The organism is Sphingomonas sp. GC_Shp_3, from assembly GCF_026540945.1.
Taxonomy (GTDB): domain Bacteria; phylum Pseudomonadota; class Alphaproteobacteria; order Sphingomonadales; family Sphingomonadaceae; genus Sphingomonas.
This window is the reverse complement of the sequence record NZ_JALNUT010000001.1, coordinates 194,967-217,961: the sequence shown is the minus strand read 5'-3', so window position 1 is coordinate 217,961 and position 22,995 is coordinate 194,967. Positions and strand designations below refer to the sequence as shown.

Annotated in this window: 27 protein-coding genes and 1 tRNA gene; 23 read left to right on the top strand and 5 right to left on the bottom strand. The window is 63.1% G+C overall.

Annotated features, from left to right (window positions below):
* Positions 1-15 precede the first annotated feature (15 nt).
* The 18 genes from OXR00_RS01140 to OXR00_RS01055 all read left to right on the top strand — a co-directional run bounded on the left by OXR00_RS01140 (position 16) and on the right by OXR00_RS01055 (position 13,157).
* Positions 16-504 (top strand): RNA pyrophosphohydrolase, encoded by a 489-nt coding sequence (locus OXR00_RS01140; RefSeq protein ID WP_267386191.1) that lies wholly within the window; start codon positions 16-18, stop codon positions 502-504.
* Positions 505-574: 70 nt separating this feature from the next.
* The gene (locus tag OXR00_RS01135) at positions 575-1,513 is read left to right on the top strand and encodes a DUF481 domain-containing protein (protein WP_267386189.1); all 939 of its coding nucleotides are present in this window, start codon (positions 575-577) and stop codon (positions 1,511-1,513) included.
* A gap of 77 nt (positions 1,514-1,590) precedes the next feature.
* Positions 1,591-2,799 (top strand): hydrolase, encoded by a 1,209-nt coding sequence (locus tag OXR00_RS01130; protein ID WP_267386187.1) that lies wholly within the window; start codon positions 1,591-1,593, stop codon positions 2,797-2,799.
* Positions 2,796-3,812, top strand: coding sequence for an arginine N-succinyltransferase (locus OXR00_RS01125; protein WP_267386185.1), 1,017 nt, complete (start codon positions 2,796-2,798; stop codon positions 3,810-3,812). Before OXR00_RS01130 ends, OXR00_RS01125 begins: the two co-directional genes overlap by 4 nt.
* Positions 3,812-5,065 carry an N-succinylarginine dihydrolase gene (locus tag OXR00_RS01120; RefSeq protein ID WP_267386183.1) on the top strand — a complete coding sequence of 418 codons (1,254 nt, stop codon included), beginning with the start codon at positions 3,812-3,814 and terminating at the stop codon, positions 5,063-5,065. The genes OXR00_RS01125 and OXR00_RS01120 overlap by 1 nt, the downstream gene beginning before the upstream one ends.
* Before the next feature lie 65 nt (positions 5,066-5,130).
* Positions 5,131-5,352, top strand: coding sequence for a hypothetical protein (locus tag OXR00_RS01115; protein ID WP_242146069.1), 222 nt, complete (start codon positions 5,131-5,133; stop codon positions 5,350-5,352).
* Positions 5,353-5,869: 517 nt separating this feature from the next.
* On the top strand, positions 5,870-7,165 hold the full coding sequence (locus OXR00_RS01110; RefSeq protein ID WP_267386182.1) for a site-specific integrase: 1,296 nt from the start codon (positions 5,870-5,872) through the stop codon (positions 7,163-7,165).
* Positions 7,166-7,323: 158 nt separating this feature from the next.
* The gene (locus OXR00_RS01105; RefSeq protein WP_267386181.1) at positions 7,324-8,262 is read left to right on the top strand and encodes a hypothetical protein; all 939 of its coding nucleotides are present in this window, start codon (positions 7,324-7,326) and stop codon (positions 8,260-8,262) included.
* A 107-nt stretch (positions 8,263-8,369) separates the two neighbouring features.
* Positions 8,370-8,567, top strand: coding sequence for a DNA-binding protein (locus OXR00_RS01100; RefSeq protein ID WP_267386179.1), 198 nt, complete (start codon positions 8,370-8,372; stop codon positions 8,565-8,567).
* Between the two features lie 206 nt (positions 8,568-8,773).
* Positions 8,774-9,028, top strand: a complete 255-nt coding sequence (locus tag OXR00_RS01095; RefSeq protein ID WP_267386178.1) for a hypothetical protein — start codon at positions 8,774-8,776, stop codon at positions 9,026-9,028.
* Positions 9,025-9,213, top strand: a complete 189-nt coding sequence (locus OXR00_RS01090; protein WP_267386177.1) for a hypothetical protein — start codon at positions 9,025-9,027, stop codon at positions 9,211-9,213. Before OXR00_RS01095 ends, OXR00_RS01090 begins: the two co-directional genes overlap by 4 nt.
* Entirely contained in the window at positions 9,213-9,467 is a 255-nt protein-coding gene (locus OXR00_RS01085; protein WP_267386176.1) for a hypothetical protein, read from the top strand. The genes OXR00_RS01090 and OXR00_RS01085 overlap by 1 nt, the downstream gene beginning before the upstream one ends.
* Positions 9,464-9,748, top strand: a complete 285-nt coding sequence (locus OXR00_RS01080) for a hypothetical protein (RefSeq protein WP_267386175.1) — start codon at positions 9,464-9,466, stop codon at positions 9,746-9,748. Before OXR00_RS01085 ends, OXR00_RS01080 begins: the two co-directional genes overlap by 4 nt.
* Entirely contained in the window at positions 9,748-10,767 is a 1,020-nt protein-coding gene (locus tag OXR00_RS01075) for a CHC2 zinc finger domain-containing protein (RefSeq protein ID WP_267386174.1), read from the top strand. Before OXR00_RS01080 ends, OXR00_RS01075 begins: the two co-directional genes overlap by 1 nt.
* Positions 10,764-12,251 carry an AAA family ATPase gene (locus OXR00_RS01070; protein WP_267386173.1) on the top strand — a complete coding sequence of 496 codons (1,488 nt, stop codon included), beginning with the start codon at positions 10,764-10,766 and terminating at the stop codon, positions 12,249-12,251. Before OXR00_RS01075 ends, OXR00_RS01070 begins: the two co-directional genes overlap by 4 nt.
* A complete protein-coding gene (locus tag OXR00_RS01065) occupies positions 12,248-12,676 on the top strand; it encodes a hypothetical protein (protein WP_267386172.1) in 429 nt (142 codons plus the stop codon). The genes OXR00_RS01070 and OXR00_RS01065 overlap by 4 nt, the downstream gene beginning before the upstream one ends.
* Positions 12,673-12,957, top strand: a complete 285-nt coding sequence (locus OXR00_RS01060) for a hypothetical protein (RefSeq protein WP_267386171.1) — start codon at positions 12,673-12,675, stop codon at positions 12,955-12,957. The genes OXR00_RS01065 and OXR00_RS01060 overlap by 4 nt, the downstream gene beginning before the upstream one ends.
* On the top strand, positions 12,954-13,157 hold the full coding sequence (locus OXR00_RS01055; RefSeq protein WP_267386169.1) for a hypothetical protein: 204 nt from the start codon (positions 12,954-12,956) through the stop codon (positions 13,155-13,157). Before OXR00_RS01060 ends, OXR00_RS01055 begins: the two co-directional genes overlap by 4 nt.
* Before the next feature lie 52 nt (positions 13,158-13,209).
* Here the strand turns inward: OXR00_RS01055 and OXR00_RS01050 are convergent.
* The 5 genes from OXR00_RS01050 to OXR00_RS01030 all read right to left on the bottom strand — a co-directional run bounded on the left by OXR00_RS01050 (position 13,210) and on the right by OXR00_RS01030 (position 16,367).
* Positions 13,210-13,283: transfer RNA gene (locus OXR00_RS01050), tRNA-Ala, on the bottom strand.
* Positions 13,284-13,411: 128 nt separating this feature from the next.
* Entirely contained in the window at positions 13,412-14,128 is a 717-nt protein-coding gene (locus tag OXR00_RS01045) for a hypothetical protein (protein ID WP_267386168.1), read from the bottom strand.
* 304 nt (positions 14,129-14,432) lie between these two features.
* The gene (locus tag OXR00_RS01040; protein ID WP_267386167.1) at positions 14,433-15,089 is read right to left on the bottom strand and encodes a hypothetical protein; all 657 of its coding nucleotides are present in this window, start codon (positions 15,087-15,089) and stop codon (positions 14,433-14,435) included.
* A complete protein-coding gene (locus OXR00_RS01035) occupies positions 15,086-15,997 on the bottom strand; it encodes a DUF2971 domain-containing protein (protein WP_267386166.1) in 912 nt (303 codons plus the stop codon). The genes OXR00_RS01040 and OXR00_RS01035 overlap by 4 nt, the downstream gene beginning before the upstream one ends.
* Before the next feature lie 202 nt (positions 15,998-16,199).
* Positions 16,200-16,367 (bottom strand): hypothetical protein, encoded by a 168-nt coding sequence (locus OXR00_RS01030; RefSeq protein ID WP_267386165.1) that lies wholly within the window; start codon positions 16,365-16,367, stop codon positions 16,200-16,202.
* A gap of 114 nt (positions 16,368-16,481) precedes the next feature.
* Here OXR00_RS01030 and OXR00_RS01025 point away from each other — a divergent pair, with 114 nt between their 5' ends.
* From OXR00_RS01025 to OXR00_RS01005, 5 genes are all read left to right on the top strand, one after another.
* Positions 16,482-17,168, top strand: coding sequence for a hypothetical protein (locus OXR00_RS01025; RefSeq protein ID WP_267386164.1), 687 nt, complete (start codon positions 16,482-16,484; stop codon positions 17,166-17,168).
* The gene (locus OXR00_RS01020; protein ID WP_267386163.1) at positions 17,168-18,085 is read left to right on the top strand and encodes a hypothetical protein; all 918 of its coding nucleotides are present in this window, start codon (positions 17,168-17,170) and stop codon (positions 18,083-18,085) included. Before OXR00_RS01025 ends, OXR00_RS01020 begins: the two co-directional genes overlap by 1 nt.
* A 79-nt stretch (positions 18,086-18,164) precedes the next feature.
* On the top strand, positions 18,165-18,425 hold the full coding sequence (locus tag OXR00_RS01015) for a hypothetical protein (protein ID WP_267386162.1): 261 nt from the start codon (positions 18,165-18,167) through the stop codon (positions 18,423-18,425).
* Positions 18,426-18,427: 2 nt separating this feature from the next.
* Entirely contained in the window at positions 18,428-21,778 is a 3,351-nt protein-coding gene (locus tag OXR00_RS01010; protein WP_267386161.1) for a hypothetical protein, read from the top strand.
* A gap of 733 nt (positions 21,779-22,511) precedes the next feature.
* On the top strand, positions 22,512-22,979 hold the full coding sequence (locus OXR00_RS01005) for a hypothetical protein (RefSeq protein WP_267386160.1): 468 nt from the start codon (positions 22,512-22,514) through the stop codon (positions 22,977-22,979).
* Positions 22,980-22,995: the final 16 nt, after the last annotated feature.

The following is a 22,995-nucleotide window of genomic DNA, read 5'->3' as shown; positions in this document are numbered from 1 at the left end:
GAGAGCGGGCGCACCATGACCGACACGACCAATATCTATTCGCTGCCCTATCGCCCCTGCGCCGGGCTGATGATCCTGAACCGTGACGGCAAGGTGTTCGTCGGCCAGCGCAAGGACGCCAGCGTCGAGGCGTGGCAGATGCCGCAGGGCGGGATCGACCCCGGCGAGGATGCCGAAACGGCGGCGTTGCGCGAGTTGGGCGAGGAAACCGGCATCACGCCCGACAAGGTTTCGCTGATCGCGGTCGGCCCACGTGAACTGAGCTATGATCTGCCGCCCGATCTCGTCGGCAAGGTGTGGAAGGGCAAATGGCGCGGGCAGCGCCAGCGCTGGTTCCTGTACCGCTTTCACGGCGAGGATAGCGACGTGAACATCGCCACCGAACATGAAGAGTTCATCGCCTGGCGCTGGATCGATCCTGCGGATCTGCCGGTGCTGATCGTGCCCTTCAAGAAGGCGTTGTACGAAGAGATTCTGGAGATGTTCGCCGGGCATCTCGGCTGATGCGGCAAGCGGACCCGGCGCTACGACGGCCTCATTTTCGCCACAGCGTGGCGGATGCTAAGGCACGTCGATGCTTCCTCCGGTGATCCTCATCGCGGCGCCCGTTCCGGAGCCGTCGCCAGTCCCGGCGACTGCCCCGCCCACTGCCTCTCCCTCGACGGCGAAAAACGAGCAGCCTATCCCGCCGCAGTTGAAGGCGATGCTCGACGCGGCGATCGCGTCGGGCAACGAGAACGACATCACCATCATCTCGAAATACGCGTCGAACGCGGCGCCCGAGGCGGCGAAGACGATCAAGGCCTCCGTCGATGGCTGGCGCAAGGCGCGTGAGGCGAAGCGGGTCGAGACGATCGTCGAGGCCGGGCCGCTCGACCTGTGGAAAGGCAGCGTGCAGCTTGGCGGCTACGCGACCACGGGCAACACCAACGATCTCGGCGTGAGCGCGGCGGTGAAGCTCAGCCGCGAGACGTTGCGGTGGAAGCACACTGTAAACGTCGCGGTCGACTACAAGCAGAGCAGCGGCGTCATCAGCCGCGAGCATTACCTCGCGTCGTACGAGCCGAACTACAAGTTCTCGGAGCGCGGCTATATCTACGGCACCGGCAGTTACGAAAGCGACCGGTTCCTCGGCTATTACGACCGCTATGCGACGTCGGTCGGTGCCGGCTATGGCGTCGTGCGCGCGTCCAACGTCAAACTCGATCTCGAAGTCGGGCCAGCATATCGGCGCACGTCGTTCACCGATGAAACGGAGGAGAACAGCTTCGCCGCGCGTGGATCGATGGATTTCAACCTGAAGCTCAACCGCGCGATCTCGATCACGCAGGCGGCATCGGCCTATCTCCAGCGGATCAACAGCACGGTGAGCAGCACGACCGCAATCAACGCCAAGCTGTTCGGGCCGTTGTCGGCGAAACTCTCCTACGCCGTACAGTATGAAAGCACGCCGCCGGAAGGTCGCGTGAATACGGATACGTCGAGCACCGCGTCGATCGTGTACAGTTTCTGACCGCGGTAGTCGCCCCGCCCGCCTTCTCCGATCTGGAGCGGGTGGAGTAACGCCTGAACCCGCGCTAGGCTGGCGCGATGAACACCCTTTCCACCTCGGAGCAAGCGACAATCGCCCGGATCGGCGAGACGCCGGTGCTTGCATTGACCGAGCGTTGGGCGGCGATCAACTCCGGTACGCGCAATCTCAGTGGCCTCGCGGCGGTGGCGGGTGAACTCGCCGATGCGTTCGCCGTGCTGCCGGGCACGCTGGTGCTTGCCGACCCCGCGCCTGCCGAGACAGTGCTGGCGGACGGCAGCGTCGCGGCGCTCGATCACGGGCGGCACCTGCATCTGGCGGTGCGGCCCGATGCGCCAGTGCAGATGCTGCTGACCGGGCATATGGACACGGTGTTTCCGGCTGATCACCCGTTCCAGGCCTTGCGCTGGCAAGAGGATGGCAGCCTCAGCGGGCCCGGCGTGGCCGACATGAAGGGCGGCCTTGCGGTGATGCTGGCGGCGCTATCCGCCATCGAAGCGAGCCCGCTGGCCGCGCGGATCGGCTACGAGGTGCTGATCGGATCGGATGAGGAGACCGGCTCGTTTTCGTCCGCGCCGCTGATCGCACGCGCCGCACGCGGCAAAGTGGCGGCGCTGACCTACGAACCGGCGCTGCCCGACGGTACGCTGGCGGGTGCGCGCGGCGGCACCGGCAATTTTTCCATCGTGGTACGCGGACGCAGCGCACATGCGGGGCGCAACCCCGACGATGGCCGCAACGCCGTTCTTGCCGCTGCCGCAGTGGCGCTCAGGCTGGCAGAGGCTCGCTCGCCGCGCCTGTCGGTAAACCCGGCGCGGATCGAGGGCGGTGGACCGAACAACGTGGTGCCCAATCTTGCCATCCTGCGCGTCAACTTTCGTCCAGCCGATCTTGGCGAGATCGAGCGCGCGCGGGCCCATATCGATGCCACCGTCAGCGCCACCGCAGCGGCGCATGATGTCGCGATCAGCGTACACGGCGGCTTCAATCGCCCGCCCAAGCCGATCGACGCGGGCGCGGCGCGGCTGTTCGGTGTCGTCAAGCAGGCCGGTGCCGACCTCGGCCTCGACATCGCCTGGCGTGACACCGGCGGCGTGTGCGACGGCAACAATATCGCGGCATGCGGCGTACCCGTCGTCGATACGATGGGCGTGCGCGGCGGCGCGATCCATTCCGACCGGGAATTCCTCATCCCCGACAGCCTTACCGAGCGCGCCGCGCTGTCGGCGCTCACCATCCTGCGCATTGCCGAGAAAGGAAGCCTGTGAGTTTTCGCATCCGCGCCGCGCGCGACGAGGATCTTCAACCGCTCTATGAGATGGCGAAGCTGACCGGCGGCGGCTTTACCAACCTGCCGCCCGACCGACGCTCGCTCAAGGCGAAGCTCGACAAGAGTCACGCCGCCTTCGCCAGCAACGGCGGCACCCTGGCCGACGAACTGTTCGTGCTGGTGCTGGAAAACACCGCCACCGGCGAGGTGCGCGGCACCTGCCAGATCTTCACGCACGTCGGGCAGCACTACCCGTTCTACAGCTACCGGATGGGCACGCTGACCCAGCACAGCAAGGAGCTTGGCCGCACCTTCCGCGCCGACCAGTTGAGCCTCACCACCGATCTGGAGGGGTGTAGCGAGGTCGGCGGGCTGTTCCTGCACCCGGGGGAGCGCGCCGGTGGTCTGGGTATGCTGCTCGCCCGCAGCCGCTACATGTTCATTGCGCAGCACCGCGCGCGCTTTGCCGACCGCATCCTTGCCGAGTTGCGCGGTGTGATCGATGAGGCGGGCGGCTCGCCGTTCTGGGACGGGCTGGCGGGGCGGTTCTTCGGCATGAATTTCCAGGATGCCGACCAGTTCAATGCGATCCACGGCCACCAGTTCATTGCCGACCTGTTTCCCAAACACCCGATCTACGTCGCGATGCTGCCCGAACAGGCCCGCGCCGCGATCGGCCTGCCCCATCCCTCCGGCCGCGCGGCAATGCGGATGCTGGAGATGGAGGGCTTCGCGTTCGACAAATACGTCGACATCTTCGACGGCGGCCCGACCATGACCGCGCCGACCGACACGGTGAAGACGATCGCCAACGCCCGCCCCGCCCGCCTGCTTACGGTCGACGACGATGGCGGCCAGGCCGCGCTGGTCGCGTGCGGGCGACTGGGTGACTTCCGCTGCGCCTACGGCAAGGTGCGTGCCGCCGGCGACGGGGTGGTGATCGACCGGGACTGTGCGACTGGTCTCGGTGCGATCGACGGTGACGATCTCGCCTGGGTGGCGCGCTACTGATGCTTAAAGAGATCAACTTCGACGGGCTGATCGGCCCGAGCCACAATTTCGCCGGACTCAGCCCCGGCAATCTCGCCGCGACGGCAAGTGCCGGCACGCCGTCGCACCCGCGCAAGGCCGCGCTGGAGGGGATCGCCAAGATGCGCGCGAACCTCGCGCTTGGGCTGACGCAAGGCGTGTTCGTGCCGCTCGCCCGCCCGGATCACCGCTGGCTGGAAAGTCTGTCGGTCGATTTTACAACTGCTGCGCCGCATCTACAGGCGCAGGCGCTGTCCGCCTCGGCGATGTGGGCGGCCAATGCCGCGACCGTCTCTCCCGCCCCCGACACGGCGGACGGCAGATGTCACCTCTCCGCCGCCAATCTGGTGACGATGCCGCATCGCAGCCACGAATGGCCGGGCACGCTCGCACAGTTGCGCCTCGCTTTCGCAGACCCTGCCTTCGTGGTGCACGGGCCGGTGCTCGCTCCGTTCGGGGACGAGGGTGCCGCCAATCACATGCGCCTGTGCGCGCACCACGGCGCACCCGGTGTCGAAGTGTTCGTCTACGGCGTGCCCGGCGGCCCATACCCCGCGCGCCAGCATCCGGAAGCGAGCGCGGCGGTGGCGCGCGCGCATGGCCTCGCGCCCGAACGAACGCTGTTCGTGCAGCAATCCGACGAGGCGATCGCGGCCGGCGCCTTCCACAATGACGTGGTGGCGGTCGCGAACGAGCGCGTGCTCTTCACCCACGAACATGCCTTCGCCGACCGCGCCGGCTTCTACGCGAATTTGCGCGCACGTCTGCCGGAGGTCGAGATCGTCGAAGTGCCTGCCGCCGAGGTGAGCCTTGCCGATGCGATCTCATCCTACCTGTTCAACGCGCAACTTGTAACGCCACCGGAAGGGGGCATGACGCTGATCGTCCCGCGTGAGGCGGTCAGCAACCTGACGGTGCGCGCGTACCTGCGCGCGATGCTGGCGGGCAACGGCCCGATCCGGCGTGTTGCGGTGGTGGATGTGCGGCAGTCGATGGCGAACGGCGGCGGACCGGCCTGCCTACGGCTGCGCGTGGTCGCTGATCCGGCGACGGTGGACCCGCGCTTTCTGGTCGACACCGCGCGGCTCGATCTGATTGAGCGCATCGTCACGCAGCATTGGCCCGAGGAGATCGGCCACGATGCGATCGGCGACCCGACGCTGATGGCGGCGATCGAAGCTGCGCGGCGCGCGTTGCTGGAGGGGCTCGACCTTGTCGAGTTAATTGACACGTAACCATGTTCGTTAAGCCCAAGCCACGCGAATCTGCGACTGGCCCGTCCTTTGCTTAAGCTCATGCCATGTTGCACAAAATCTCCCGCCTGTTCGTCATCAAGAACAAGTTCGAGGCTTTCATGGTCATCTACGGCCTTGGCCTCGGTTCGGTCGAGCGCGGCGTGCACTACGTCGAGCAATATCATGGCAGCGTCGGCGGCTGGATGCTGTTCGCGGTCTGCCCGGTGGCGGTGTTCATGGCAGGCGCACGCATCCTCGACTCGGTCGAGCGTAACGACTGGCGGTGACTGCTGCCGATCGGCGCGGAAGTGCCGTCTCGTTACGCCTGACCGCTCGGCATCGCCGCCCTGACCCTCCTTGCACTCCCCACCAGAGCTTGGTCAGATGATGCCAACGATCCGCGACGGCACAGCTTGGAGGATTGCGAGATCAAGCCGTTGCAGTTCCGCGTACGGATCGAAGCCGAGGGCGTCGTCCTACTTCCGTCATCGATGATGACGCCGAGCGCAAATGCGTGCTGAAGATGGTCAACGATGACTTGCGCGGGCAGGTCGCGCTCACCGGCGGCATGGACACCCGGCGGCGCGTGACGCGCCGCCGAAATCATCAAGAAAGAAGTGGTGCACCCGGAGCGATTCGAACGCCCGACCCTCAGATTCGTAGTCTTATGGTCGCTAACGTAGTTCTGCGCGACTCGCCAGTTTTTCTGCGATCCTTCTTGGTACCTTGATCCCGGTGTTTCCTTGATGTTCCCGCACTATCCCGCTACGGTGATTGCTAGGTGCTTGCTGAAGCGGGTCTGAAATGCCGTCTGGAAAGATCACAAAAAAATCGGTCGACGGCGTTCTGGCAGGCACGGCTGACGTTTTCCTGTGGGATGATGAGTTGAAAGGCTTCGGCCTGAAGGTGACGCCTAGGAACGCCCGCTCCTACATCTATCAGTATCGGCTCGGCGGTCGCGGCACGAAGACCAAGCGCTGGACGATCGGCAGCCACGGCAGCCCCTGGACGGCGACGACAGCGCGCACGGAAGCTGAACGGCTGGCGAAGCTCGTCGGTCAAGGCATGGACCCTGTGGAGGACGCCAAGAAGCAGGCGCGCGACGCTGTCACGCTGGAGTTCGGCGCCTACCTCGACACCTTCAGAGACGGCTATCTGAAGACGGAATGGGGTTCGTCGTGGGAGCAGGCCTACCGCCAGTTGGAGATGCATCTCCTGCCGTCATTCAAGGGCATGCTGCTGCTGGCGATCGGAAAGCCGGAGATCAACGCGGTATTCGACAAGTTGAAGGCACGCCCTGCCCTCGCACGGAATGTCTGGGCCGGGCTTAGCAAGCTGATGAATTGGGCGACAAAGCAACGCGGCGACTTGGCACTTAACGTCATGGCGTCGATGGACCCGCCGTCCGGGGCTACCGCCCGGAAGCGCGTTCTGACAGAAGACGAGATCTTGGCGATGTGGCGGGCGACCCATGCGCTTGCACAACCCTTTGGATCGTTCGTCCGCCTGCTACTGATCACCCTCCAGCGCCGAAACGAGGTGGCGGGTATCCGGTGGAAGGAAATCAGCCATAATGAAGGCATCTGGTGCCTGCCAGGTGAGCGGGCGAAGAACGGGCTGGATCACCTTGTCCCCCTGTCCTCGCTTGCCACCGCCGAGTTCGACAGCCTCGGCTGGAAGCATCGCGGACTAGCTTTCACAACGACCGGCGAGACCGCGATCAGCGGCTTCAGCAAGATCAAGGCGCGCCTAGACGGCTTGATGCTGACCGAACTACAGAAGATCGAGATTGAACGCGCCGAAGCCGCTAGCGAAGCGCCGCACGAAATAACGCTGGCCCCTTGGCGATTGCACGATCTGCGCAGGACTGGCACGACCCGCATGCAACGCTTGGGTTTCCCGATTGAGGTGACCGAGCGCGTCATCAATCATCATCAGGGTGGGTCTGTGGCGGGCCTTCGCGGCATCTACAACTTGTACGAATATCTGGACGAGAAGACCCGCGCTCTTCAAGCGTGGGCGGACTGGCTCGATCAACTCATCAATGGCGCAAAGCCCGCGCCGAACGTCGTTCCGATCTCGGCAGCCGCCGGATCGTGAGCAGGCGGGGCGGATAGGGTAGCTCCCGAACGGCCGGTTTCCGCCCGGCCTTCCGCCCCGTTTCACCTAGCGGACGCTCTGCGGAGGGCGATGTGAACCATTGGAAAGACGTGAGGGCGCGTCAGATTATACCGGTCGGATACCTAGCGATACCCGAAGTGTTCGAGATCATCGGACGTCATCACCTCGGGGCGACCGGCGGTTGGACGGGCGAGGAGATTTTATACGAAGATCTTGGCCCCGCTTTCGCGCGACCGAAAGATGTGTTCGAAGGGACCAGCGATCGCATCAAGGACGCTTCTCTGTACAATCGGCACGTCGCTCAGGTGCTCGATCTACTCGGACACCCCGGTGCGCTGCATCTGACGATAACGAATGCCCAGTGGGTCACCGCCACAGATCGTTGGCGTCGATGGGAGACGGCCCGGTCTCCGATTGTTCAACGGCGTGACGCGATATTCTACATCATGCATCGCCTTGGAATGTCGCCCTCCAAAGACAAGGGCTTGGGCTATTGCTTCACCCTGTCGACCGGCGACGTTCGTGAGCTGGACACGAGGCACTGGAATTGCAGCTTTGACGTGGCATGTGATCGGTTCGAGCGTGCAGCGCTATGCGGGAAGGCAGAGTACAAGATGCACCGCCCAGATCCTTGGCGGGGCGGGCGCGACTACTTCGAGCATTTCGTCATGCCAATCTTTGTCGATCAAGCTAATCTCGCTGCTGTCATCTCACATATCCCGGTTTTCGATGGTGACCACGCGCTTGCTGTTGCGCAGGAGCCCTCCCTTCATGTCGTAGAAAAGTTTCTCGCTCGCAATGCGGCGTCATCCCCTCCTCCCTCTGCGGTCGCAGCATCAAAAGCTCAACAGCCGTCCGCAGCAGCACCGAAACCGAGATGGAACGAGGGTACTATGACGCGGGCAATTTTAAGGTGGGCAGATCAAACTCAAAGTCGTGATCGCGATCGTGCTTGGCGCGAACATTTCAAGGGCATGACAGCCGAGCACGGCTGGGATAATCGCAACTTCCGTGATCACTGGTCAATTGCGCTCGGATCGGCGGGTCAGCCAGGTCGGCCGAAATCCGCGCGGTAATCCGCGCAGAAAATGGGTGCTATCCGCGCACGCGGAAATATCACGCGCATTTCACGCTTTGCAAAATCCCTCTCGTACCCCGGCAATCCCGCCGGACGGGAGGTGATATGAAACCGCTGCTTGACCCGGAACCCGCTGCGCCGCTTATCGGCGCGACCACAAAAACCTTGGCCAATTGGCGCTGCCTCGGCCTAGGGCCGAAGTTCATTCGCGTCGGCCGTAAGGTCAAGTACGACCCGGACGACATCGCCGAGTGGCGCAACGCACGGCGCGTCGGCAGCACTTCCGAACCGGTCGCCGCGTGAGCGTTGATGGCAACCGCAACGGCTGGGGCGCCGAAGCCCTGTAAGCAGAAAGGCCGCCCTGTGGCGGGGCGGCCTCTCACGAATTTCAACAGCAGCAACGACATCGCGAATAGCACGCACAATCTCCGTCTTCAACGACTTCGTTTGGTCGGCATCATTGGTCACCGCGCCAGCGTGCTCGCGTCTCTCGCTTGGGGAGAAGCGGCATGAGCGCTATCACTTCCCTAAGCCGTTGGGTCGCTCGTGCCATTGTGATCGAACAGCTCAACCCCTCGCAGTGGCACGCGACCGTGCAAGGTTGGGATGTGCCGCCAGGCTCGCTTGAGAGCCACGGCACCGGCGTCAACAACTTCGATAGCGCGATGTCGGACGCGTTTATGATCGCCGAACTCACGGGCTTGCCGGTTCTCATTCATGCCTTCGGCGAACCGTTCCAGGCGCCGCGCGAGGCAATATCATGAGCGCGCTCATGTCCGCCGCCGCACAGCACGTAGTGGCGCCGTTAGTAGGCTTCCAAGCCCTACTCCAGCGCTGCCGCAACGCCACCGACCGCAAACGCCTGGTGCTGACCGCATGGGAGTGCGGCGCGCTCGATCGCCACGAGACGGGTCTGCTTGTCACCGCCAATCAGTTGGAGACGGCGTGATGGCGAACAACAACAATGCCTACATCGTCCTGAGGCACGTCGATGGGCCACGCTGGTGCGTGGTTCGTCGATGCCTACGGCAGGGCAATCAAATATTCGCCGGCCGCATCGCTACGGCGCGTCCATATGAAGCGGCGCGGCAGACGGCGGTTCAAGCCGCCAAGGTTGAGCGGCTCGCTCTCGGTATCGAGACGAACCGCACGCGCCTCCGTCGCTTCGACCCCAAACTCGACATGCAGGAGCCGCGCACATGAGCGGCCAGGTCCTATCCTTCCCGTCGCGCGGCAACGCCGACCGCGGGACCATTCACGTGTGGGGTGATCGCGTGGACGGCTTCCAGGTGAGCCACGAAAGCGCGTCCGGCAATAGCTGGGGCGAGATCCTGGATTTCCGTTCTGGCGCCGATGCGATCACAGCCGCCCACACGCTCAACCGCAATCAGTATCAGGGCAGGTGCGAAGTGCTCGTGATCGATGCGGCGTTGCAGGACGCGTGCCCTGGTGTCGGACTGCCCTCACTGCCGGGGGATTTCTGATGCTGATGGATCCATATGCCGACTATGATCGGCAGCATGAAAGCCGCCGCGTGATCGACATGCCACGCATCTGCGCTGACATTCGGGATCGCTTCCCGGTGTCCGGCGTGGCGTCGAAAGCAGGCGTCAAGCTGCACCGGGCGGGCAACGAGTGGAAGGGGTGCTGTCCCTTCCATCAGGATCGCACCCCCAGCTTCACGATCTACGCCAATGATCGCCGGGCGCATTGCTTCGGCTGCGGGTGGTCCGGCGACGTGCTTGACTTCGTGCAGCAGGCTTACGGCGTAAAACTGCGAGAGGCGATTGGCATCCTCGACGGCGGCGCGCTTGCCGAGCTTGAACAGCAGCGCGCCCCGGCCAAGCCGAAAACCGATATGCGTCCGATTGCGCAGCGGATCGTGAACGGCTCGGCCGCGATCGAGGGGACGCCAGCCGAGGCTTACCTGCGATCACGCGGAATTACGATGCCGCTGCCGCATACGCTTCGGTTCGCTCGCCTCGCGCCGCCTAAGATTGAAGGCAACGGCCTCTTGGCGGCGAACGGGCCGGGTCTGCTGCCTGCGCTAATCGCCATCGTCACCAATCCGGCCGGCGCGCTGCTCGGTTTGCAGCGCACCTACCTTACCCAGGATGGGCGCAAGGCGGCCACCACGCCGACCGACACCGACCGCAAGCCGAAGGTGAAGTACAGCCTCGGCAACGTGGTTGGCGGATCGATCCAGCTTGGGCCGCCCGCCGCCAGCATGCTTGTCACCGAGGGTCTCGAGGATGGGTTGACCCTAGCTCAGGCACTCGGGCGATCGGTCTGGGTCGCGGCCGGCACGTCCATGATGCCGCAGATGACGTTCGGCGACGTGACGAAGGCGATCGTGATCGGCGCGGATGGGGATGCCGCGGGCAAGGTTGCCGCTGACAAGGCAGCGGAGGCATTCTGCGCCGCTGGGCTAGCGGTCAGGATCATGCGTCCGGCGCCGTCGCACAAGGACTTCAATGCCGAACTGATGGCGGTGAAATCATGAGGGCGGCGATCGCGCAGTCGCGCTTCGATGCTGCCGAACCGTTCGTGCCTAAGGCAGCCGCAGAACCCGTAAAGATTACTGCCAGCCCGTTCCGCTGGCCTGATCATCGCAGCCTACCTCGTCGTCCTTGGGTTTGGGGCCGCTGGCTGCTGCTCAGTACCGTCTCCGCTATCGTCGCACCTGGCGGCGTCGGCAAGTCGTCGTTCGTGGCGTCGATGCTGCTGTCGCTCGCTAGCGGGCGGCAGGACATTCTCGGCAAGACCGTATGGGCTGGCCCGAAGCGCGTCTGGTATTGGAACCTCGAGGATGGGCTTGCCGAGCTGGAGATGCAGCTTGTCGCCGCCGCGATGTTCCACCGCGTCACGCAGGAGCAATGCGGGGATCGTATCTACCTTGATAGCGGTCCTGAGGGTGCCGAGCTGCGGATCGCGGTCGAGGATCGAGACGGCTACCGAATTGCCATTCCGGTAGTCGAAGCCTTGGTCGCGGAACTGCTTACCCGCAAAATCGACGTGCTGGTCATTGATCCGTTCGTGTCGTCGCATGGCGTCGGCGAGAACGACAACGGCGCTATCGACGCAGTGGTTAAGACGTGGGCGAGCATCGCCAAGCGGGCCGGCTGCGCGATCGTCCTCGTTCACCACTCCAAGAAGCTCGGCAACGACAAAGTGACCGCCGAGTCTTCGCGCGGCGCCAGTGCGCTTGTCTCTGCCGCGCGTGTAACGCTGGTGCTCAACCGCATGGATGTCAGCGAGGCGAGCAGGCTCGGTATCGCGGAGGATCACGAACGCCGCCGCATCTTCAGCGTGCAGGACGATAAGGCGAACCGTGCACCCGCCGAGGACGCGCAGTGGTTCCGGCTCGCGTCGCAGGACGTGGCGAATGCATGCGGCCCTGATGATCCTTACGGGCAGGATGGTGACAGTGTCGGTGTCGTGACCCGGTGGACGCCGCCCGATCCGTTCGAAGGTGTGTCCGTCGATCACCTCTACCGCGTCCAGACCGTGGTGGCTTCGGGCGAGTGGAAAGAAAGCAGCCAAGCGAAGAACTGGGTGGGTCGTGCTGTCGCCGATGTGTTCGGGATCAGCGCCGATCCGACGGCGAAGGCCGATCGCGCCCGCATCAATGCTCTGCTTCGGACGTGGTTCGCGAATGGGGCTCTGGTTGTGGTCGAGCAACGGGACTCCGACCGCCGCGAAGCAAAGAAATTTGTGCAGGTCGGGACGTGGGCGGTCGAGAGCGCCCAACCTCCGCAAGGTTGGGCGGGGCAAGGTTGTGCAGGTGGTGCACCGGAAGCGCCCAGCCCAACCTGCCCCCCTTTAGGGGCAGGGGTTGGGCGGGGCGGGGCACGGGCGTCTGCGAAGGTTGGGCAGAATACAGGTGGGGCACCCGCGCCACGCGTCGTCTTCCCCGCCGGCAACCCGGTGTTCCGCCCGATCCTGGCCCCCGGCGAAACCGGCGATGATGTGGAGTTCCGAAATTGACCGAACCGCGTAACCCTCGCGAAAATACGCGCGGCAAACCGTTCGAACCCGGCAACCCTGGCAAGCCCAAAGGCGCCCGCTCGCGGGTGACCCTCGCCATTGAGGCGCTGCTGGAGGGGCAACACGAGGCGCTGACGCAGGCCGCCATCGACAAGGCGCTTGAAGGCGACACGGTCGCGCTACGCTTGTGCCTCGACCGTCTAGCGCCGGCACGGAAAGATGCCCCAATCACGATTACGCTTCCGCCGGTCACCAGCGCAGCCGACACGGTAGCGGCATCATCGGCAGTCCTAGCCGCAGTGGCAGGTGGCGAGTGCACACCTGATGAGGGTGGCCGTGTTCTCGCCCTGCTGACCGCTCACCGCGCGATTGTCGAAGCTGGCGACCTCGAACGCAGGATCGCTGCACTGGAGGAGAAGGCATGACGTACAACAACAACACAAACCCGAATGAACAACGCCAAGGAGACACGAAGATGGTTGCAGGACTGAACAGGGAACGCCGCGTTGCGGTGCTGGAGACGATAAAGGCTGATCGCAATCGTGGTCCGGTCTTCATTCAGATGATCGCGGCGCAGACCGGCGAAACCAGCGACGAGGCAGTAGCGCGCTATGTCGCCGAGCATGGTCCGTTGCCGGAAGTTGACGATGATCAAGTGAATGCTCTGGTCCTGATCCCGGTCGAACCAGTTGGAGAAGTAGCATGAACCCGCTCGGCAAGCGCCTGACGGCACTGGAACACGCACAGCCAAGCGCGACACCACGATGGTATTGTCTCCGCCGCTACGAGGATGAAAGCGAGGCTGATGCCGTTGCCGCCTATGAAGCCGAGAACGGGCCGATCGGCGATGGCAACGTCGTCATGCGCGTAATCGTCAGCAAACCGGGCACGAGGGCGGCTTTATAAAAAAGCGGGCCGCACCTCCCGGCGGCGGCCCGCTTTGACGCCACTGGCGTCATCAACCCGAGGGGAGTCGAACCCCTGTCCTCCCCCTTGCGAAAGGGGCGCTCATCCAGCCGAGTTCCGGGATCACAAGGTCTCCTAGATGGTGCCGCCCCCGATCGGTTCAAGCGGTTTCTGGTTCGCCGTGCCGCTCCCTGTCCGTTGCTCGACCGACCCGCCATATGCCGCGCTCGATCACCGCCTTCACCACGTCAAGATCATCGGAGCTCGGCATCAATCCTTGGCCGCCTCCGCACCCTTGTATGCGCATCGGCTCGCTGTTGCCCGAGCAGATTGAAAACTGCGACGAATGCAGGGTTGATGTTGCCCAACTTTCCCCATGCATAGATCGCGCTTTTCAGTGGATCATGGGTCTTCGCCTTTACGGCCGAGCTACGATGCAGGATCAACTCCGCTTTCGCCGTCAGTTCGCAGGCGCTGAACAGGTTGTCGACGGCGGGGCCTTCCAGCGACCGTTGGACGCAGGCGATTGCCGCCGCGTGGTATTGATTGGCGAGCCTCAACATATCAGCCGCTTTCGCGCGACCAGACTGAAAGTTGAAGTCGATCAGCCAGCCGTCGCCGCGTCGGATGATCGTCAAGTGTCCGCAATCCAGGTCAGCATCGTCCAGCTCGTAGCGCTGGGCTTCGGCGAGATCGGACAGCATCACCTGCTCGCCCTTCTCGACCGCGCGTTGTGCGACGACCAGCATCACGCCTGTCAACTCGTCGTTCAGGCGGATACGGTTCTCGCCCTCAGGCGGAAACAACACCTGAGCGGCATACAGCGCAAAATCGTCCGCCAAGAGCCCAGCTGCCGCCCGCCGCTCTATTTCCGGATTGAACCATAGCTCGAACGCTTGAGCCAGCAGGCGCTCGCCCATCTGCTTTCGATCCGCCTCCGTCATCGGCTGACGCTCGGCGTGGACGTTCATGAACGGGGGTAGTCGTCGAGCCCCAAACGCACGACGCCGTCCCAGGTGGAAGTGCCATCCTCCCCAACGGGATGCATGGGATGGGCGAGTCTCCATAGGAAAGCAGCCCGCGCTGCAGACTCGGCGTTCGCTTCAAGCCATTGGCGTATGTCTGAGACTGTAGGACGCTCGATTCCTGTCTCGCGCGCTACGAGTTCGCCGGTCGCGGTGAATCGCTCCTCGCCCAACGCGGTCTCGCGTGACATGATGTGTTCCAACGGGCGCTCCATCGTTTTCCCTTTCATTCATCAGAAGCTGAATCTCGTTAAATCCGAAAGCGAAACTTAGGTTCTTCTGTTGTAAGGGGCTGGAAGAAGTACATACCCTCGCCATACATTTGGGTGTAACTCCAAGCCATACCGCAGCGCCGGATCGTATCTAGGAAGTCGCGATATGTGATCTCGGCATACATCCAGATCGCGATTTCATTGGCAACAAGGGCGATCCGCTGGTCGGGGCTGACTTCGACCGTATAAGACAGATCGATCCCTTCAACCTCGCCGGGCGTGATCACCATGTTCTGATCGCATTGGTAGCTCCGAGAGAAGTTGGGCTCACCGGGCAGTGTAGCTCCCAGGAAGTGCCCAACCCGCACTAACTCAAGACGCGCGACGCTGCGACCGTGGTTGCGAAGCGCCAGTTCAGTGATTGCGCCGAAACGATCAGGAATGTCGTCAATAACCTGCCCGCCATAGGAACCGTTCTCCGGCACTGCTTCGCCAACGTGAAGCATGTTGCCGAGCTCGCCCGTTATTAACGGGAGCTCGATCCACATTGCCGCGCGAGCACTAAGATCGGCAGCATCAGCGCTTCGTCGCGCAGCGTTCGCCGCGCGCCAAGACACGACCCAAAGTGGAATCGTAACGAGCGCTGCGACTGTCGTTCCGATCGCGCTGACCCATTCCGGACTGAGCCAGCTCACGTGATGGACACCTCCGCTAAAGATGCCGTCGCACGATCGGCCTGCACCCGCGTAAGCGTCGCATGGGGATAATCGGTGGCCAGCAGCTCCGTGACTGCTGCCTCGAGATCCTCGCTAGCGCGCAATCCGAGAATAACACGCTGCACCGCATCGCGTGGAAAATCGACAAGATGAATTGTGTCAGTACCCACCGTTAGCGTCTTCGATGCCTGATTAGCCTTCACGTATAGCCGCCATTCTCGTTCGTATGCCCAGTCTTCCTGCTTCGACATGAAAGCCGCGTAGACGTCATCCATGACCTCCGCGATTTTTCCGTCGAAATAGGTGATCTTGTGCAGACCCTGCCGCTCGCCGTCGTCACCACGGCGGAAGAACGGACTTGTCGTATCGAAGGCGATGACGAAGCCGGTCGAATTGCCGGCGTAATGCGCCCACATGGGGGAGCTATCGAAGCGTTCCGTTAGAGATAGGCAAATTAGATCGCTGCCAAGTTTTACGAGAAGATCGTCCATGGCCTTCGGCGAATTCATCGTCGGGAACACCGCGTCCTTCAGCACCATACCGAGCATGTCCCGCATGCTGGTCTCCAAGTCTCCCCCAACGGTGGCGCTGAAAAATTGCTTCACGGCTGCCACCGACATGCCGGCGAGGGGCGTCTCTTTCAGTGCATCAGCAATAGTTTCATCGATGTTGAGCGCCGTGGCCTGTTCAGCGAACAGGTTTTGCATCTTCGGCCCGGCAAGCAGCTCGAAAGTTTGACGCACTTCGAAAATGTCGTTGGTGTTCAAGGGCGGGGTGAAGCGAATGTTTGCGTTGCGAAGCACGTCGACGCGCTCAGCCGCGACATACTTATACACGACCGCGGAAGGCGCCGGGCGCGCGTCGATTTCATATATGTCGTCAAGCATCGGCAACTGTGTCCTCTAATTGTCCAGCGACGCGGGCACTTCACTGCCCGCTTTCCATCTGTGGCCGCCCCGGCGGTTGCAAGCGGTTTTCTTGAGGTTCTGACATGTAGTCGGATGCTGCCAGGCCTCCGGCGACTGCGTCCACTCGGCGGTCAGAGTCGTCGAGGCACAGCCCCTCGCTGATCGCGGCGATGCAGCCGGCTTAGGTGGCCAGCTTCTCGCGCACGATAGCCCGGCGGGCTGCTGCCAGGATGACGATGATGGAGACTACCAGCACCAAGTTCGCCAACAGAGATAACATCAACATGCCGGCTCCTCGATCCGCCCCATCGGAGTTCTTGCCGAAACTGCCTAATTTGACGCCGATCATCTACGACGAAATACGCGCTTGGCTCGCTAACTACACCCTGATATGACTTTCTGACGCGCCCAGCCCGCTATTGCGAGCAGCCGGTTTCGACCAACTCGAACCTAGGCAGGCGCCATGCACAACACCTCGCAGACTCATACGATAGATTCCGAATTTCAGCTATTCACTGAAGCTGCATCCGGTTCGCCTGAGGCTTACGTGGCGCTTGCCGAGTGGGCCGCAGGCGCTGGCGATGCGGGCAACATCCGCGCCGTCGTCGCAGATGAAGCAGCGGCAAGCTTGCGGGCGTTCGCTGCCTGCCTGAAGGATGAGCATGCAGCTTTCCCTCTAGGCAGGATGTTCGACGGAGCCACCGATGACGAGCTGGTCGACATTCGACTGCTCTATCGTTCAGCAGCCAAGGGCAACGTTTCCGCCCTGATCTCGCTCGTCAACATGTCACTCGATCTAACCACAGTTGGTGTGGTCGACACGCTGATCGGCCTTAGCAACGCAGAGGTTTTCGGGCGGCTGGGCGCGTCGACCGGAGACCCAGAGGCGACCCGCTTGTTAATCGCCACCCTCGCCCACCGCTCCGACTATGAGGAGCAAGCAGGACAGTTCCCCGCCGCCCAGTATCTGCGGATGCAGGCGGTCGACTTCGCCGCAGTGCTTCACGATTCGAATGACGCGGGTATGCAGCTTTGGGCCGAACACGCTCTCCGAATACTAATCCCTACCATCGGCGATGACGGCTTGGTCCAATTGGCAACCGAGCATCCTCTCCTCATCTCCTTCATGTTGCCACGGGGGAACGCCTGATGGCCGTCGGCATGTTCGCCAACCCTGGCAAGCGGCTTACTAATCCGTCGGCAGATCCGTTCACGTCGATGCCCTATGCGCCTGCGCTCGCTGCGCCGTTGTCTAGTCCCGCGCCGACCAGGCTTGAGCAACTCAGTTCGTTTGGGCTGCCAAGCCAGGGGCAAGCTGGAAGCGCTATGTTGGGCATGAACGGCGGCGTCGCCAGCCCAGCCCAAGCGCCAACCAGCGACTTCGCATATCACTCGATCGACGACGGGGCGGCACTCCCCGCGATGAGCCAGGGGCCGCTCGCGTTCACGACCCCACACATTAAGCCGCACTCCTTCGACAAGGGCGGCGCTTTCCAGCAGATCGCGGGCGTCCTCGGCCCGGCGATGTTGGCGATGAGCGCGGGCGCCGGCAACCAGGGTTCGGCGATGATGCTCCAAAGCATCTTGCAGAGCCGCCGCGACGCACAGGAGAGGCAGCGCGAACTGTCCTACCGCGCGCAGCAGCTACAGGATCAGCGGTCCACCTGGCTGATGGAGCAGGATTATAGGCGCACGCACCCCGCGCTCGATGAGTTTGACCAGTCAGCGATTCGAGCTGGCATCATGCCGGGCACGCCAGAATATGCCGCTGCGTCCAAAACCGCGTTCCAGAACAAGACCGATCCCTTCCGCGCTATCCCATACAGCGGCCCTGAGGGCGAAGGCCTGATCTTCAAGCGTCCGAGCGAGCTGGGTGCGGCGTCCGCTCCTGCTGCCACCGGCGCACGCACTCCGTCCTCAGCTGCCATTGCCGCTCTTGCTGCGCATCCAGAGAAGGCGGCAGAGTTCGACGCCTATTACGGTGCGGGCGCCTCCAAGCAGTATATGAATGGAGGTGCGGTCCCCGGCGGGGCCGGCAGCTTTCCCCTCTACCCCGCACGCCGTTAGCGTGATTCAGTCGATGGAGAGCAACGGGCGCGCTGGCGCGATCGGGCCTCAAACGAAGTGGGGAACGGCTAAAGGGTCGATGCAACTGCTCGATGGCACCGCCAAAGGCATGGCCGACAAGCTGGGCCTGCCCTGGCGTCCTGAATTGATGACCGGCCGGACTTCGGAGGCTGCGGCATACCAGAAGACGCTCGGTGCTGCGTACTTCCATGAAGGACTGGAGAAGACCGGCAACTACTATGACGCCGCACGCTACTACCACGGCGGCCCGAACCGCGCCCTGTGGGGTCCAAAGACCGAGGCATACGCGCACCACTTCATTTCGCAGATCGGGGGCTGACGGTGGCCGACAAGAACTTCTTCGAGCAATTCGATACGCCCGGTGCGCCGAACGGCGTTATCATCACCAAGCCGACGACTGCGAAAAGCGCGTACGAAACGGCCATCGCGCAGGCTCAGGCAAATAATGCGCCGGCCATTCAGGCGGCTGACGCACGGATAAAGAATGCGCAGGCGGCAGAGCTTGAGCGCAAGAATGCCGAAGCTGCTGCGGATGCGGCTGCTGCGGCCATGAAGCCGACCGGCAAGATGCGTATCGAGGATGTGCCAGCCGCCGCACGTCCGATCGTCAGCGCCATGCTCGCCGGAAACCTGCCTGTAGGGGCGCGGTCCGTCACGTCTCCGCAGATGCTGCCGTATCTGCAAATGGCGATCAACGTCGATCCGAACTTCAGCGCCGCGACGTTCCCGGCGCGTGCTGCCGCGACGAAGCAGCTAGCCGACATGAAGTCGACGGGCGGATACCTCACCTCGCTCGCTGCCAACATCGATCATTCCCGCGAGGAAGAAACGGCGATCCAGCGCCTCAACAATCCCGGCGGATGGTATGGCCGCATGGGTGGCGCCGCCCTGCATAACTGGCTCTACAATCAAGGCGGACCTGCGGGGGCACAGTTCGATCAGGCAAACCGCGTCTATTCCGGCGAACAGGTCAAAAGCATCGTCGGGAACGTTGGCTCGGCTGGTGGCGGTAGCGCCCTTGCTGATCGCCAGGACGCCGAAAAGGCGATCTCGGCTTCCATGCCAATCGACGCTCAGCGCGCGGCGCTCCGCACCGGTGCGATGCAAAATTACCAGAAATTCCGCGATGCTGATCAGGCGTTCATCCGGACGATGGGGACGCACATCCCAAACGCGCTGTCTCAGGAACAAGCGGCGCAGCTTCTCCATCTCATGCGCATGCAGGAGGATGGCACCGAGGGGCCGATCCCCAAAGACATTGATCCCGCTTTCGTGGCGCTGGCAACTGGTGGCCGCAACACCCCGCCCCCTGGCGCCGGTTCGACGCCGCACGACCCTAACGGCTTTGATCCCGGCGCGAATGGCGGTGGCGGCAATGTTGGCGTCGCAACCGGTGGCAGCAAGACGGTGTATGATCAGGGCAACTCCGCCATGATCGATCGCCTGATCCGCGCCGGTGCGACGCCTGCGCAGATCAACGCCGCGCTGCCGCCCGGCACAACGCCCGTGGACGCACCAAAGGTTCTCAGTTGGCAGCGTTACCTCAAACAGCATCCTGACTATCGCGGCAGCACCGGCCAAAGCACCCACGAAGAGCCGACATCGTTCCTAAACCGGGTCGCTGGCTCTGGTCCATCGGCCGCAGTCATGGGTGCCGTGAACGGCGCGACGGCGGGCTTCTCCGATGAGATCGGGGCAGGCATTGGCGCGCTCGCAGGCGGCAATTACAGCCAGATTCGCGATGACCTCGATGCGCGCAAGAAGGCGCTAGCCAAAGCGCACCCCTATGCCGACATCCTCGGCAACGTTGTCGGTGGTGCAGGCGCGCTTGCCCTTCCAGGCGCTGCGATCGCTCGTGCGGGCACGGCTGGAATCCTGGCCCCCGCCGCCATTGCGCTTGATAGCGGCTATGGAGCTCTCTACGGCGCAGGAGAGAACAACCAGAACCGTCTAGGTGGCGCGATCTTTGGCGGCGTCCTTGGCGGTCTCACCGGCGTTGGCGGGCGCGGCGTCGGCGCGGCGGCGGGGCTGTTCGGTCGCTCGCGTGCGGGACAAGTCATCGGGCAAAAGTTCGGCGATCTTACCGGACACGGCTACACGCCCCCGCCGCCTGCGCTCGGCCCCGCTGAGCGTGCCGCCTATAGCGCGGCAGATAAGGCTGGCATCTCCGGCATTCAGGCGCAGCTCTCCGAGGCGCAGCGGCTGAGCCTACCGATGTCTCTGGCGGACACGACACCCGAGCTGACGAGCCTCGCGGGCGCAGCGGTGCGCCGCTCCCCGACGGCCGCTAAGTATGCCAAAGACGTGCTGGAGCCTCGTTCGCTCGCTCAGGTCGATCGCTTCGGACACGCGGTCATTCGCGACCTTGGCCCCACAGCGAACGTCCCGCAGCTTAGCCAAGACTTAATGACGCAGGCTAGAACCGCAGCGGGTCCGCTGTACGATCGCGCTTACGCACAGCCTACCGTCAGCACGCCCGAGATTGATTCGCTGCTCGCCACGCCGTTCGGGCGCGATGCGCTCGCGCGCGCCAAGACCATCATCGCCAACGAGCGCGGATCTCCTACTGAGCTGGGCATCACCCAAGATGCAGCCGGCAATCCGGTTCTCAATCCGCAGCCGGGTGCCGCCATCTCGCGCTCGCTCATGGCCCGACAGGAACTCGACGCCGCTCAGGCCACATACCGTGCCGATCGCTCGCCCTCGACGGTGGCGCTGGTCGAGAAAGCGCGTGAAGAGCTGCGCCAGGCTCAACTCGCGGTCAGCATGTCTCCAGACCCGAATGCCGTTGCCAGCGCGCCGGGCTATCACACTAAGGCGCTCGATTACGTCAAGCAGGGCATGGATGACGTGATCGAGCAGAGCCGGGACCAATTCGGCAGACTGCAAATGACCCCGGCGCTCAGGGCGCAGAACGACGTCAAGAGCAGCCTGCTCAACGAGATGGATCGGCTGAACCCGCATTATGGTGACGCACGCGCCGCCTACGCTGGGCCGATGCAATCGCGTGATGCGCTTGCGCTTGGCGGCGATGCCGCAAAGATGGACCCGCAGGAATTGGCGCTCGGCGTGTCGGGCAAGACGCCGGAACAGCTTGGCCAGGTGCAGCTTGGCTATCGCAGCGCGTTGACCGGACAGGCCGACAGTATGCGGTTCCAGCGCAACCCGTTCGATGCCATCCTAAATACGCCAGATGCGGAAAGTCGCCTCGCGACGGTATATCCGGGCAATCCCGGAAATGCGAACCTGCTGCGTCAGCGCGACCTTGAAGCGCGACTCGCGCAAACGAACAGCGAGGTTCTGAGCGGATCGCCGACCGCCAAGCGAGGCATTGCGGATCGGGCGTTCGACTTGGCGGCAGGCCCGACGCTGGCGATGGACGCAAGCATGATGGCGATGGGTCATCATGCCCCGCTCACGACTATGGCGTTGTTCGGCGCCAAGGGGCTGAAATCAGCCTACGAGCGATATGGACAACGCTTGTCCGTGGCCAAGGCCGACGATCTCGCTCCGCTCCTGATCAACACTGATCCGAACGCCTCTGCGATGACGCTGAACGCTATCGCTGCTCGGCAGCAGGCGTATTTCGACGCGGTGCAGGCATCGCGTCGGAAGGTGCAGGTGCCAACGGGGATGTTTGCGGCGGCGGCAGGAGCGCAGATGGTGCGGTAGTATCGGCGCCCGGTCGCGGCAGCCGGTAATTCAGCAGCAGTGTGTATCCGACCGCAAACAGGATCATCATGAAAGCCAGATAGCCAAGCAGCATCCGGCGTTCGAAAATCGAGGCGCGATCAACAAGGCGCCCCTTGCCGTCCCGCACCATCACGATCTCAGTACGCGCACGTTTTCGCTCAAAATAGCCGAAGATAAGCGACTGGCTAAGGGCCGCGCCCGTAGAGGCTGCGATGATAGAAGCGAAGATCACGCCGGCTAGTTACAGCCTTCAAGGACCTTCGCCAACCATTGACGGTGCAGACGCTGCCTGTACGCTTAATCTGTTAACGCTGGTATTTTGCGCGGGGAAGATAGCAATGCGTTGGAGGGGTTGGTTTAGGCTTTGGGTCGTTGCGTCACTGCTCGTTGTGCCCGTCATCGCGTTCACCATCGCACGCTCGGATATGGCGACATGGGAGAGGCTGAATGCTTCCGCTGATCAGATATGTGCCGACCAGGAAGCAAACCTTGCCACCCATCCCGACGCACTCCGATGCGAGCATATGATGGGGTCGGATCAGACAGTCTTTCAGCGCGAGCATACGACTCCTGCCCTCTACCGGGGCGAGGCACTTCTCGTGGGTTTCGTTGCTGACCTGTAGGGTGCCTGTTGTCGTTGCAACCCCAGCATCGTACGCTCTACGCTGATAGCGACGGCTAAGGGCTGGCGCGACTGTCATGCGGGGGCGCAATGATCTGGATGAATTGGTTGGCACAGGCAGTTGCGGTCGGAGCCTCGCCACCGGCTGCGGGGCTTGAACTACACCTTGTTTGCCGCGGGGTCGGCGAGCGCAAGGTCGTCAATAGCGCGTCGGCGCTCGGCTTCGGTTCGAATGGGAATTCGTTCAGCGCGTTCGGCACGCGGACCAGCCACAAAGATTTCGAAGACCAGTTTGATTTCAACATTGTCGGCGGCGTGGCAATGGCGCGGGTCCCCCGTCGTTTCTTACCGCCCGCGCATGGCGGGGACGGCGGCTGGTTCAGCGTGAAAGACCTCGTGGTGGGTGACGATTACATCACGGGTAAGGTGATGGTAAACCTGATCAATCACCCGAATGTCCGGCTTGATCGGCGGACCGGCACGGTGTCGCTGGACGGGAAAGTCGGGTCCTATTCGGGTGAATGCCAGAAGGTCGATCCGACTGCGCGCGCATTTTGAAGGTCGCTCGTGATGA